Here is a 13320-nt window from a genome sequence, read left to right as displayed (position 1 = left end):
ATGGTCGATGCGTGGCTCACAACCATGAGCACGAACCTGGAGGCGGTCATTAATCCTCTCATCGCGGCCTGTGAAGAGGGATTCCTCCCCGACGAACTGTACGTGCTGGATAATCCTGGCGTCGGTGACCAGTTCGATGATATCACGTCCATGATGGAGCGTGTGGTCGTCGAATACGGCGGTGAGGATCCTGACCTCTCCGTGACGCAGCTCGATACGGAGACAGATTTCCACGGGATCGTCGAGCACTTTCGTGAACCGATTGCCCAGATACAGGCCGACGGGGGTACGGCGGCGGTCGATGTCACTCCCGGTCGAAAGTTCATGTCGGCGATCGCGTTCCAGGCGGGGATTCAGTTTGAGGCCGACCACGTCTTCTATCTCTACGTCTCGAACAACCGCTTCTACGGCCGGTTGTATCCCGATGTCCCCAGACCAGTGGTCGAACTCGTCGACTTCCAGGAGGTCTTCTAATGAAACTTGCCCGCCACCACATCACGCATCTCCTCAACGCGCTGTACACCGAGGGGATTACGTCGGTTAGTGTTCGGCACCCGTGTGAAGAGATCGGAGAACTCCTTGAGATCGACCTTTCTGATCCCGTCGCAACCACGGTCCGATTCACACAGGGTGCGCTCACGTACCAGGATTCCCGCGAGGAACTCCACACGACATACGGCGAACAGGCCTACGATGACCTGCCTGACAAGGATACCTACATCCGAGCGCTCGTTGCTGGTGGCCTCGTCGACATCGAAAATCGCGAGGACGTGGAGACGTTCTTCCGCCGACAGGGGTATCCCGACCTTGACGCCGGCCATCAACCCGTGGCACTGGGTATCGATACGAACCTCCTCGCCTGGCGGATGCCGGATGTACTCCAATTGGATCCGGAGCGATACAGTGACGACAACGGTCGGAGTCCAGTCAATGGCTTTGCCCTCGCGACGGGTATCTACGAGGAACTCAACTGGCATTACAACCACTACGAGACGCGAGCCCTTGAGGATGCGTTCGGGTCCGAGTTCGCACGGCTGGACAATCAGCCGGCCGGGGCGAATCGTGAAGGATTCCTCGGACTCTACGAATATCGTCGCCTCCGCGACCATCGGTACGCGGATACGATCGAGAGTGAGACGGGCGACGAAGCCATCGTGGACGCCTACGCGGAGTACGACCAAAATAGCCGGAAGCGAGTCATTCTTCTCAGCAACGACCACGGGTTCGTCGAGATGGCTCGTGAGGCAAGGGTACTTGCACAACATGTGAGTTTTCCGGTTGACATTCCACGAAAGGTAACCGTCACATGGGACGAACTGCAGGATGCGCTCTACACGCTTTCGGTGCTGTTCGGCGTTCTGCGACTCCCAAAAGTAACCCTGTACGGGGTGTGGAACGGCAAATCTGGGGAGGACTGGCAACGACGTCGTCTGGATGTCGATTGTAGAAGCGAGAACGTTCGTAAGAAACTTCGGCGTGATCGTGCGGTAACAACCGAATACGAGGCGACGAAATGAACTTCATCCCAGAATTGCTGGAACTGAACCCCCGGGAATCGTGGGCCCTAGCCCAAGTCAACGAATGATGATGGTCTCACCGATGAATGGCTCCCCAACCGTGATTATGACAGACAAATCACAAAGTAAGCATAGCGGATTGACCCGTGGTGACACCATTGATCAATCGGATGAATTCGCAATTGCGGAACGTATCGATTCAAGATACGGTGACGTAACAGATGCGGCTCTCCGCGACCCTCGCAGGAAACCACGAGATGATCATCTTGGTTGTCCGATCATAGCCTACCCAAGCTTGAGCCAGAGCGATATCGACCGGGCCGGGCAGATCTCCAAACGAATCCGTTTCGCTCTGGATGAATGGGCCACTGGGATACCTCAAAAGAGTTCAACAGCTAGCCACTATGACAGACCAAAATCACCCTCCCCCAGCAGATTCATAATTGATACCCTCAGGAAAGTTCTTAAATGTGGTTGTGATCGAGTAACAATTCGCAATGTAGATCATCCGAGCGATGGGGGATGTCCCCACTATCCTCGTGGTGACATCCTCCTCGCCGGCCCAGTGAGCCCTTCAAGTAAAATATGACTATAAATTCGATTGCCTCACATGCACATGCCTGTCGCGGACGGGATTATCTGACCCGTTGGTTCCCCGCGAACATCAAACTGGACGGGGAGTCGTATCCGTTTGGTGAGACTGAACTGGCGGTAATTGAGGAAACGCTCCGCAGTCTCGAGCGGGGCCGATCCCTGTTAATCCACGATCCAATCCCGTCAAATCGGATTCCGATAGGCCTCAGTATCGCTTACGTCCGCACTCAGGACCCGCGGTTCCCTGAGAAAGGCATCGTTGGCGGTGGCAAGTCCTTGCTCGCATTCCCGGCGCTTCATCAGGGGTATGTCTCGAAAATCGATGATCTCCGGGAGGATGGCATCGGCCGCTGTCCTAGGTTGATCGACCGAGAGCCGATCGATCGACTCTCACAGATACAGCTGGAGGCCGATATGCATACGGCGAAAAACAACTTCGAATTCGATTGGGAGCGATCAGGCAATACTGTCGGTATGGTGTTTGTCGATCTTCGAAAGCCCGAGTGGGGGAACGTCGCGAGGCGATTCGACGCCATCATGGCCCTGTATGAAGCTAGTGAATGCCCTTTCATCTTTTATACGGACGAACTGACGCCCGCGACGGAGGCCCTGAAAGAGCAAATGAACACCCTCCACGTCTCAAACGAGCTGCTCACGACAGCTGAGCCGACATCGCTTCCGGAGAATCCAAGTCTTACGACGCAGTTCGAACGTCTCATCAACACGGAAGAGACCACGGTTGAACAGATCGTTGTTGGCGATCCGGAGATGTACGATATCGTCACCGATCTCAGCGCGATGCGGGACGATATTCAGGCGAACCAAGACGTTCAGGGCGTCATCAAGATGGAAGTCGGGTGGCTGTTCAACCTCCTCACGCGGCTCCCAGTCAAGCCAGAATACTGGGATGCCGTCGTCGCGGAAAATTACTACCAACAAGGGGTTCGAGAACTACTGGAGAACCTCCGCGGGAAGGCACAACGGCTCGATGGGAGGACAGGAAGTGTGCTGATCAACTACTGCGAAGCAGCGAATGCGCTTCACGGCCGTCTCAATACTAATCACCCGGTCCAAGAGCAACTTTTGAGACTGATTACGACGGAAACGAACGGGGACCTGGACAGGTCCCGGATCGTTGTCGTCAGGAATGATTTCGAACGGAAAGCGATCCTGCGGGCACTCACACTAGAAGACCGACAACTCGCGGACAAAGTATCCATTCGCACGGTCGACGATATCGAACCGGCTCCAGATGGTGAAATCATCGTCGCTCGACCACTGGATGCCGATTCGTATCTGTATGACTTCCCGACAGCTGGGCGAATCGCGTTTCTGCAATTTGAACCGTGGGCCCCGCTCGTCGAAAATCGACTGGAAGAGGGAATGGGACAGATCGGCATCCCTATCGAACGGCAGGAAATCGGTCAAATGGGCGGCCGTAAAAAACAGGAAACGGAGTCCAGAGAATCGGCCGCCGAGTACGAACCACGGGCCGACGAGGAAGCGGATCCAACCGAAACATTGAGAGAGGATTTCGAAGGCGGTGGGACGACCGTCACCTCCGGTTCTGGAGGGGGCGGCGGGACATCGTCAGCGAACCCTGATTTCGAAGTCGAACTCTCAAATGGCGAAACGAAACACCTGTCAAAACAAGCCCGTGTGAGTGTTCTCAAGGATAACGGGGATATCGCGCGTAAGCAAGCAGCAGACCTTGTTGTGGGGGATACACTCTTGCTGCTCGACGCAGTCGCAGACGACATCTACGACCTGTTCGTCGAATCCGCCCACCAGAAAGACAGACTGCGAAAGGCGGAATCGATCGTCGACCGGTGGCGGACGATTCTGAATGAAGGTCTGTCCGGAGAGTGGTCGGGCGAAGAACTCCTTGCGGCGATTCAAGAGCATGGCTCTGATATCTCCGACCAGTCGACGATCTCGAACTGGCATACAGGCGAGGCAATTGGCCCACAAGATCCGGCGGACGTCCGACGCGTGTTAGCCGTTCTTGAACCGGAGATGGAGCCGACGTATGAAGCGACGGCGGAAGCGATGAAACGGATTCGGACGGAGCACCGAAACATCGGCCGTCGTGCGAGGCGTGCAATAGAATCGCAGATGAGCGGCAGCATCAGTAGCGACCTCCAGACGGATCTCCCCGATGACGTCGACCAGTTCTCACAAGATATCCGCAAAGCGACGGTCGAATCCATCACCATCCTCAACGACGAATGAATAAAACACACCATGTCGGCCAGTATCTAATAGCAGAGACAATCAAGCGTGCCAGGGGGCGGGACAAGCCCTTCTGCGTCGGTGATCAACCCAGCGACAAATACTACATCGCAAATCTCTCACCGGAGTACGGAAGCGCTGATCGCGAAGAGTTCGACGCGAAAACCAGACCCAGCAGTATTAGCCTCGAATGTCAACCCGAGCGAGAAGCAACCATCTCGCTTCATGTTGGATTCGAGTTCTACGTGCCCAGTGCGCCCACTTTTGAGGAGTATCAGTCGATCCAAGAGCGTCGGATTCGTGCTGGGAAAATCAGTATTGCCGAGGGGGCCGATGATGTGGATACGTGGGAAGAGGTCGATCGGAGCCAGATCGACGATGACATCCTCTATGGGTTCGACGAGCCGTTCTTCCGACGCGGTTCCGTGGCCGTCGAGCGGGATCTCACGGTTGCTGAACTTCAACAGCAAGCTGGAGATATCACCACCGAACTGAACAAGACGTTGAGAGAGGAGGTTGCTTCTCTCGCTGAAGCACACGCGATCGTCGACCACTCAATCGACCCGCCGACATCCTCGGCAGAAGATCTTGTAGATCTATCGGAAAGCGAATTCGACGGGCACAAAAGCGATCTCCAACGCCTGAGTCCGGATGCCCTCGACTGGGATGTCCGATTTAGAGCGTCGATGTCAGACGGCGAGCTTGAGCTGACCCTCTCGAATCACCCCCCGACCGCCGAGTCGTCGGATCCCAACGACGGACCCGGTGAACGGTATTTGTTCAATCCCCAGATCACCCTCACAGCACCGCTCAAGCCGTATACATTCGAACTGATCCCGGAAGATTACCGGTACGATCAGACTATGTGGGCAAAGGGGAGGAACTGTTCAACGACTGTGGACAAGACCACATCGCCAAAAACAGTCAAAACAACGCCTGTCCCGACGGCGCCGGTTTACGAATTCGAGTTCAATACGGAGTACAACACGGAGTTTGCGGAACTGGCCCGTGGGGAGACACTTGGGGTGCTTCGGGATATTGCCGATGGGATGGAGGCATACCACGATGCTTGGACGGGCCCTCGGCGAACCGAGGTGGCTGCAGAACTCGATCTTGATGCAGCCGAGTTAGCTGAATTCGATGCGGACGCTGAGGATTTCGCCACCGAGATCGAACGGTTCAAACACGGTCTCACGGTGTTAGAGGAGGACCCACAGGCGCTCAGAGCCTTCCAGTTGATGAATGAAGTCAACGCCCGGCAACACGAGTTCCCCGGCTGGCGGCTGTTCCAGCTGGTGTTCATCGTGAGCAATCTCTCCGCTATCGCGCGGCGTGAGCATCCCGAATTAGCGACAGATTACGACGAATTGGCTGACGTACTGTGGTTCCCCACCGGCGGTGGGAAAACCGAGGCATATCTCGGCCTGATCGTTTTCAATCTCTTTTATGATCGGCTCCGAGGCAAAGACCAGGGAGTTACCGCGTGGATTCGATTCCCGTTGCGACTACTGAGCCGTCAGCAAAAGAGTCGATTTTTGGAGAGCATGCTTCATGCGGAACAGATTCGCAGAAGCGAGTCCGAACTGGGATTGAGCGGCGCCGGTGAGCCGTTTTCGCTCGGATTTTTCGCCGGAAGTTATGACACTCCCAACTCCATCGGCACTAACCGAGACACGTTCCGCGAGATGTTTCAGGAGAGCCAAGAACAGCTCGAAGACCGCTGTCAGGTGATTGATTCATGCCCGCTCTGTCATAGCTCTATCTCCGTCGAATACGATTCCGAAGCAAACAGTGTCTTCCACACCTGTACCGGAGATGACTGCTTAGGACGGCTCCCGCTGTACGTTATCGATCGAGATATCTATCGGTACGTCCCGTCGATTCTGCTGGGGTCGCTGGATAAGATCGCAATCACCGGGCAACAACCCCGATTTGCGAATCTCCTCGGCAATTACACGACATGGTGTCCGGATCACGGCTACGGATACTCGGGGAAATGCTCCGAACATCAGCTCTGTGACCGAGACCCCGAAGAACTGGAACAGGTCGATCCAGACGAGGCGTACGATCCGGTGCCAACACTTCATCTCGTCGATGAAGTCCACCTGCTTAATGAGGAATTGGGAACCTTCGCCGCACATTACGAGACCCTGTATCAGACGTTATGCGAGGAGATCCACGGTAAGCAGCCCAAAATTCTCACGTCGACAGCGACGATTGCCGAATACGAACGACAGATCGAACACCTGTTCCAGAAAGACGCCACACGGTTCCCAGCGGACGGACCGGTTCGTGGCGAGACGTTCTATGGGGAACTGACGGAGACGATCGAGCGCGAGTATCTTGGGTTCACCCCGGCCAATCGCTCGCATCTGTACGCTGTATTGGATACCGTCATCGATTACCACCAGCTGATCCGGGATGCATACGACACGCCTGCAGCGGAACTTGCAGCACAGGCTGGGATCGATGAGCTGTCGGAAGCTGAAAAGGCCGATATTCTCGACCTCTACGAGACCAGCGTCGTCTACTTCAATAACAAGCGCCGGAAGGATCGCTATCGAGAGAACATCGCGAAGTATGCGGTTCGGAAAATGAAGCGAGAGGGGTATGAACACCCGATCAGAGAGCGACAACTCACAGCAGACACGGAAAATCCCGAACTCTTGGCTCAGCTCGAAGATCCCGGCGAGACACCGTTCGGCGAGCGAATCGACACGGTCCCGTCGACGAGCTTTATCGGACACGGGATCGACGTTGATCGGTTCAATATGATGTTGTTCTACGGCTATCCGCGACGGACGTTCCAGTACATTCAATCCAGCAGCCGTGTCGGCCGTCAATCCGGGGTTGTCGGATTCGTTCTCGACGTCTTCGACCCATTAAAAGAACGCGACGATCATCGCTATCGATATTTCGAGAAACTACACGAATACCTTGACCGGACGGTAGAGCCGGTTCCGATCGACCGATGGGCGAAATTCGGCATCGACCGGACGTTCACTGGGATCCTCAATTCACTGCTCATCCAGTACTACCGACCCGAAATGTACCGACAGTACGAGCTGGCACTCGATGATAACGGTCCGGAGCCCGCTAACGTCCAGAAGGCCAATCACCTGTACGAGCTGATGACGAACGATCGATACGGAGAACTCACCAAAGAGCGACTGCAGTCCTTAGTTGAGCGAGCGTACGGGCTGGAGAACGATCACTACACCAACCCATACTTCTACGATGAAGTTCGCCGAAAAACCAACAACGTGTGGCAATTCTGGATTCAGGATCTACCGAGTATGTCGTATCCGCAATTTCCGGAGGGTAAGGAACCGATGATCAGTCTCAGGGATATCGGTGATCAGGGATCCCTGACACCGCAGTACAACAATCAGGACTTCGTCGACGAACTAACCTCCGGAGGTGACTAGCATGACGATGGAACGGAAAAAGTCGAAATTTCTCTTCGACTATCTCCCAGATAACACGTTCAATCACGCCGAAAGTGACCTGAGCGGTATCGTCACACGGATTCATGAGGATCGAGACGAATCCGGCCGGTCGAAAGCCTCGGATCTGCCGGATGCGTACATCCTCCGGCGTATCAGTCGGCACGCAATCGATTGGCCGAACTGGGACCGGCTCTCCCTCGCCCCGGAAAATGCGTCTATCGTCACCCCTGGAGCGGCGAATTTCGAGGTCTTCCCACGGACGTTTGCCTGTGGAAACTGTGGGTGCGTCAACCAGTTTCGCCCCGAAGAAATTCGCGATTTCTCCTCGAAGGGTACCCGTAGCCTCGATTGTGAGCGTTGCGGAGAGCGCCTGCGGGACCATCACCAGATGCAGTTCGTGGTAGTGTGTCGGTGCGGTCAAATACAGGAGATGTACGCCCCTGAACACTGTGGCGCTGGCATGTCCTTTCGGAACCCCGGCGTGAGCTTCGAGAGTGCCTACTGGGTGTGTACGGCAGCGGGATGTAATGCAAAACAGGAGTTCCGCCCGAGCGGGAAATGTTTCAACCCCGAGTGTGAGTACGATCAGCAGGCACGGAAATTGCTACCCCATTCCGCCTCACAGACGTTCTACCCCCAGACGGAGCGGCTCATCAACGTCCGCAAGGATCTGGATACGCTGGTGAGCAACGACCAGTACCAGATTCAGATCGTCAGCGATTATCTCTTGGAACGAGCTGGGAATACGGGCCCCAGTGAACAGGAGAAGCTCAGCAAGGCCATGGAACTTATTGAGACGGGTGAAGCCGAGAGCCGTGACGAGGCACTGACGATGGCCGAACAGCGGCTGACTGTCGATATTCAGGCCCATCGCGACGAGACAAAACACCTTCTCTCCGACCGTCTTTCGGGCGTTGATCAGATCAAATTGAGTGAGGAACTGTTCGAATACCTCTCGGTAGTCAATCCAGACTATGACGAAGGCGACCGCATCACCTCGTACACGTTCGCCGATCTTGCCTCGGAAGAGGGCCCGGAGACCCACCTGGAGGCCGATTCAGTACAGCGGTACTGCGAGCTCCGCGACCAACTCAACCTCGAGGAAGTTCGACTGATCAAGAATTTCCCGATCACGACCGTCTCGTACGGCTATTCACGTATCGAACCGTCACCGGGCGGCCATCGGGCTCAGCAATCTGCTGGCAGCCGGGCAGATGATGATTCGGATGGCGAGACAGCCGAAACTGATGGCGGAACCACATCTCAGCCTCCAGAAGGTGAGGAGGGGGGCGATCCGTCGCCCCTGTTGAATCTATTCTCGAGTGGGCAGTGGGGAGATACGGAAGTCTTCGCACAGACGACCGACGCCGAAGCGGTCATGCTCACGATGGATAAACAGGCCGTGGTCGACTGGCTCGTCGAGAATGACCTCGTCGAGGATGACCACATAGAAAACTTGGACCGTTGGTTCCTGTCGAATGTCGCTCGGCCGTCGCGGTTCGAAGAGCTCGATCCCGAGTCCGATCCTGTCTCTCGGCACGTCTACTCCCTTCTGCATACCTTCTCACATAGTGTCATCCAGTCGATCGGGACGCTCTCGGGGTACGGTCGTGATAGCCTTGTCGAGCACCTTCTCCCCCGAACGATGTCGGTGATCATCTACAAGCGTTCGGATACGGACTTCAGCTTGGGCTCGATTTTCACCCTCTTCGAGGAGCGCTTTCCCGACGTCGTCGATCAACTCGAGGAAACCGATTACTGTACGTACGACACGGTGTGCCGTCGGGATCATAACTCGGCGTGTGAAGACTGTCTGTTCCTGTCGAACGTGACCTGCCAGAACTCGAATCGGAATCTCAGTCGGTCGGTCTATTTCGGCGGCCACTTCGATGGCGTCGATACTGTTGGGTTCACCCAAATTTAGCGTCAAATCTCTCTCTCTACGAAGCCATACCTTAGATGGCCAAACCGGAATAACAGGATTTGTTGAATCCCTCGGAGGTTGGCACAAACCAGTTGCTGAATAGAAAGTGAATGCACAGAAGAGTCCAATATATGTGCGTATCCAGTGACTATACGATAGCCGTCCTGAATAACATAATCTATTACTGGGCTGATTGTGCCTCTACATCAAGCATTTTGTCGATCTCCCGAATGAAGCCTTCTAATTCGGCATATAATTCACTACAACTCTCGTCATGATCACGATGAGCCGCGTATTCACTGAGTGTATCCCAATCCCCGATGATGACCAAGCGCTTGCGGCTACGAGTGAGTGCGACGTTGAGTCGCCGAGGGCCCTCATCAGGCATCGTCAGGAATCCACTTGCTCCCCTACTATTGCTTCGAACTAACGAGACGATAATTGCCTCACGCTCGCTCCCTTGGAAAGCATCAACCGTATCCACCGATACTTGATGAGCACGCGGAATGTCCAGTTGTCGAAGCTGCTGTTTGATTTCTTTGACTTGCCCCCTATACGCTGCAATCACCCCGATATCGCTTGGCGAAAGATCACTGTTAGTGAGTAACTTCACCTGCTTCGCGGCAGCCTCCGCTTCGTCAGGATTATAATAAGAGTGGCTTGCCGCTCGCTTCTGCTCAGATCCTTTGATGTGGATCCCCATCAAGGGGGAGAGGCCATCAACAGTCCAGTCTTGATTTTGATCTGCCGTTTTCAATTTCTCGTCATAGAAGGCTCGGTTAGGAAAGGATGCGATGGTTTCGTTCATCCGGTATTGGGTCTGCAGCATGACTGCGATATCGTCGCCATACCGGTTCATTAATGTCTCAAATAGTGAAAGTCGCTGTTCGTCACCGAGCTTATCATCAGACGCCGCGAATGGGGGGAGTTGCTTGTGGTCCCCAGCAAGGATAAGTTTCTCAGAAACGCTGAACGCGATAGCAGTCGCAGCGCGACTAGCCTGCGTCGCCTCATCAATTATGCCAACATCGAAGTTGTCGGATGAGAAATTTGCGGCCCCACTGGTGGTTGCTGCAACGATATCTGCTTCTCCCGGTGAGACACCTTGGTAATAACTCCTGACGACCTGATTTTCAGAGTTATTTCCAGAACGTGCAATGCTGAGGTCAGTATCGTCGTCTTGAGCCATCGCGTGGAGTGTCGCCTTTTCGGGTTCGTCGACAGTACTATCTCCGACAAGAAGGTTGTCGACGGCCTGGTTTGAGTGAGCAGTGACTAACACTCGATTGTCCCGAGCGACGAGATCCCGAATATAGGCCGTTAGAGTACGTGTCTTTCCAGTCCCTGGTGGACCATGAATACAGAGACAATCGTTCGCAGCCTTGGCCCAGACGAGAGCCTTCTTTTGCGAGTCGTTGAGCGTAATCGCTGGCTCTGGGACGGCATACTTGTTTGATTCGAAGGTAACATTTCTGTCCCCGCTGAGCAGCTGCTGCTTTTGTCGACTATTTTTTACCTCTCTGATTGCGTCTATTCGACGGTCATACGGGAGGGGGTTGAGCAGATCGTGGAGCCATACCGTTGCTTCGTCGTCAGTAAGTGCGTTATGACGAGATGAATTCGTTGAAATTGTTGTATTTACTGGACGGAGCCATACTTCTGTATCTCCGACGTAGACTGCTTCCATTTCGGTCGAGGTTTGACTCTTGTGTCCACGTACCGCTGCGATATACTGATTGTCGGTGAAGACACCGGCATCATCGCGGAGGTTGGGTTCCGTTTCATTGTCAGCATCTTCTTCGGCTGAGAGTTGAAACTTGTACGCTTGACCGTCTTCATAGCGGGCTGTGCCGATCGGAATAAGTGGACCTGCCATCAGTTCCCGACGCAGAGCTGTCTCAAGGCCCAGCTCGTCATATCGCTCTTGATTTTTCTTCTTATCCGCCCTCCGCTCTTCTTTGACCAGCTCTCGCATTTCATCAAAGAATTCGGATGTCTCTCGGTCACTAAGCGTGGTAACAGGAACAACCGTTTCTGGAGGCACCTGATCGTCGTCAAGCGTCTCAAGCTGCTGTCTTTGATCAGGGTGCCACCAGCGGAGTCTTTGGCCGAGCCGTATCGTCGCGACTTCATCTGGCGACAGCCAGTTAATCCGGCGCTTTTCAGTGTCGTAGTATTTCACCTCTTGTGTCTCATGATCGTAAAAAACGTACTCATGAGTCGGCTCAGGCACATCTGGTTCAAACAGTGGGAGTACGTACGTTCCTCTTGAGGTGGCTTCAAGATCGGCTGTCTCAACAGCATGATCGTAGGCTTCGGCGACAGAAACCGACGAATAATGATCATGTGCGAAAGAGGTACTCAGAAGCCGTCCGTCGTCACGGGACCAGTTTTTGAATGGGTTATCTTTCATGAATGGGATCGTGAAGCGTTGCATCAGTCGCCAGCACGGAGTAATCACTCAAGCAGTGCAAACGGCGACTGTTGAATAGGAGTTCCACTAGTATCGTGCTTATTCGGTGAGCTTCCAGCCCATCTCTGTTGCCGACACATCATGCTCACGTAGGAATCGCCGTTGGCGGTCCTCGGGCCACGAATTACCATACTTTTTCGCGTATTTCATTCGCTTAGTTTGGCCCTTGTTCTCCTCGTTACGGGCGTTCAGATTCGAGCTATGGCCGTCTTCATGCTGCTTATTGGACTGGTTGTTACTCTCACTAGGCACAATCACGTCATCGTCTGGGTCAAATGACGGCCCACCTCGCCGGTCATGAATTGTCCCTTGACTGTCACCAACTGTCCCCGGCATTGAGTCTCCGACATCATGCGCTTTGTCTTTCCGCCGCCGCTCATTCATATCGTTTTGTTGATTATACTCACACAAATACTTCGGGGTGATTCAAAATAAGAAGCCCAGAGATGCCTTCTACCTACCCCTTTTTATAGGATATATTTGACAGAACTGGCGCAACCGATACAGAGGATGTGTTGAGCAGAGTCCGTACACCGACGCCATATTGATCGGCGTATACCCAATAAGTCAGAAGCCACTCGTTAAGTATACATATCAATAGAGCTATAAATTATGCCGATGGGAAGTATTATCAATGCATTCTGACTATTAATTTACTGAAATGGAAGATTTAGAGTACTACTCGGAATCCGAGATCTCGACAGAATTCATTCCAGGAGGGAGTATAATGAACTTCGTTCCGGGAGGTAGTGAAGTGGAAAGTGGGATTTTCGGAAAGAAAATCGAGAACGGCGAATATATAGGTTTAGTTCGGATGTGGGCCGGTGATAGGAGAATGGATTGGAAATTGAGGGTCAAAGATCAAGAGCTTGAAGAGAAGCGCGAGTTCTATTTTAATGGTGAGCAGTTCTCCTCTCGTGGGTGGGAGTCAAGCTGGGGAAGTTGGGACTGGGGTATTGTCAAAGTAGAGGGGACAATGCATTCGCTGAAAAGCTTTATTGAGCTTCATTTGGAGCAGGCAAGCTATGACGAAATAAACGACATCTGGTGGCAAGAGTATCAAGAACACTACTAATCCTGACTATATTTGCCGTATGTGCGCACTGTTTATTCAGCACCGCCACTGAAGCA

General features: G+C 53.8%; 8 protein-coding genes. 6 read left to right on the top strand and 2 right to left on the bottom strand.

From position 1 onward, the window contains the following. The 5 genes from DU484_RS00505 to DU484_RS00485 all read left to right on the top strand — a co-directional run bounded on the left by DU484_RS00505 (position 1) and on the right by DU484_RS00485 (position 9716). Complete coding sequence (locus DU484_RS00505; RefSeq protein ID WP_262342752.1) at positions 1-474, top strand: hypothetical protein; 474 nt, start codon at positions 1-3, stop codon at positions 472-474. After that, positions 474-1517, top strand: coding sequence for a hypothetical protein (locus tag DU484_RS00500; protein ID WP_114604773.1), 1044 nt, complete (start codon positions 474-476; stop codon positions 1515-1517). Before DU484_RS00505 ends, DU484_RS00500 begins: the two co-directional genes overlap by 1 nt. 585 nt (positions 1518-2102) lie before the next feature. Beyond that, entirely contained in the window at positions 2103-4343 is a 2241-nt protein-coding gene (locus DU484_RS00495) for a DrmE family protein (protein ID WP_114604772.1), read from the top strand. After that, positions 4340-7771 (top strand): DEAD/DEAH box helicase family protein, encoded by a 3432-nt coding sequence (locus tag DU484_RS00490; protein WP_114604771.1) that lies wholly within the window; start codon positions 4340-4342, stop codon positions 7769-7771. The genes DU484_RS00495 and DU484_RS00490 overlap by 4 nt, the downstream gene beginning before the upstream one ends. A gap of 1 nt (position 7772) precedes the next feature. Further along, entirely contained in the window at positions 7773-9716 is a 1944-nt protein-coding gene (locus tag DU484_RS00485; RefSeq protein WP_114604770.1) for a hypothetical protein, read from the top strand. Between the two features lie 181 nt (positions 9717-9897). On the opposite strand, the gene DU484_RS00480 is transcribed toward DU484_RS00485, so the two are convergent. Together DU484_RS00480 and DU484_RS19265 are read right to left on the bottom strand one after the other, a co-directional pair. Next, positions 9898-12153, bottom strand: coding sequence for a DEAD/DEAH box helicase (locus tag DU484_RS00480; RefSeq protein ID WP_114604769.1), 2256 nt, complete (start codon positions 12151-12153; stop codon positions 9898-9900). Between the two features lie 75 nt (positions 12154-12228). Then, the gene (locus DU484_RS19265) at positions 12229-12573 is read right to left on the bottom strand and encodes a hypothetical protein (protein WP_157969446.1); all 345 of its coding nucleotides are present in this window, start codon (positions 12571-12573) and stop codon (positions 12229-12231) included. 277 nt (positions 12574-12850) lie between these two features. Between DU484_RS19265 and DU484_RS00475 the strand changes: the two genes are divergently transcribed. Continuing rightward, a complete protein-coding gene (locus tag DU484_RS00475) occupies positions 12851-13264 on the top strand; it encodes a hypothetical protein (protein WP_114604768.1) in 414 nt (137 codons plus the stop codon). The last annotated feature ends 56 nt before the right edge of the window (positions 13265-13320 follow it).

The sequence above is a fragment of the Haloplanus rubicundus genome (genome assembly GCF_003342675.1).
Classification (GTDB): Archaea; Halobacteriota; Halobacteria; order Halobacteriales; family Haloferacaceae; genus Haloplanus; species Haloplanus rubicundus.
This window is presented reverse-complemented; position numbering and strand designations above follow the sequence as displayed.

Coding starts and splice junctions, on each gene's coding strand:
- DU484_RS00485 (WP_114604770.1), top strand. CDS start 7,773: ATGACGATGGAACGGAAAAAGTCGAAATTTCTCTTCGACTATCTCCCA.
- DU484_RS00505 (WP_262342752.1), top strand. CDS start 1: ATGGTCGATGCGTGGCTCACAACCATGAGCACGAACCTGGAGGCGGTC.
- DU484_RS00500 (WP_114604773.1), top strand. CDS start 474: ATGAAACTTGCCCGCCACCACATCACGCATCTCCTCAACGCGCTGTAC.
- DU484_RS00490 (WP_114604771.1), top strand. CDS start 4,340: ATGAATAAAACACACCATGTCGGCCAGTATCTAATAGCAGAGACAATC.
- DU484_RS00480 (WP_114604769.1), bottom strand. CDS start 12,153: ATGCAACGCTTCACGATCCCATTCATGAAAGATAACCCATTCAAAAAC.
- DU484_RS19265 (WP_157969446.1), bottom strand. CDS start 12,573: ATGAATGAGCGGCGGCGGAAAGACAAAGCGCATGATGTCGGAGACTCA.
- DU484_RS00475 (WP_114604768.1), top strand. CDS start 12,851: ATGGAAGATTTAGAGTACTACTCGGAATCCGAGATCTCGACAGAATTC.
- DU484_RS00495 (WP_114604772.1), top strand. CDS start 2,103: ATGACTATAAATTCGATTGCCTCACATGCACATGCCTGTCGCGGACGG.